1 protein-coding gene is annotated in these 266 nt (G+C 71.4%); it reads left to right on the forward strand.

Features of this window, described 5'->3' with window-relative positions:
• Positions 1–266 (forward strand): methyl-accepting chemotaxis protein (locus KBI52_RS00285; protein ID WP_247654077.1); only part of this gene is annotated, 266 nt, incomplete at both ends.

Below are 266 nucleotides of genomic sequence, written 5' to 3' on the forward strand. Positions count from 1 at the left end.
TCGAACGTGCAGACGGTGGCGGCCGCCACCGAGGAGCTGTCGATCTCGATCCGCGAGATCGCCAGCCAGGTCAGCCAGTCCTCGGCCGTGGCCGAGCGCGCCGTGGCCGGCACCCAGCGCACCAGCGCCACCGTCCAGGAGCTCGCCGCCTCGGCCGAGAAGATCGGCAACGTGGTGCAGCTGATCAACACGATTGCAGGCCAGACCAACCTGCTGGCGCTCAACGCCACCATCGAGGCGGCCCGGGCCGGCGAGGCCGGCAAGGG

The organism is Microvirga sp. HBU67558, from assembly GCF_018069605.1.
Lineage (GTDB): Bacteria > Pseudomonadota > Alphaproteobacteria > Rhizobiales > Beijerinckiaceae > Microvirga > Microvirga terrae.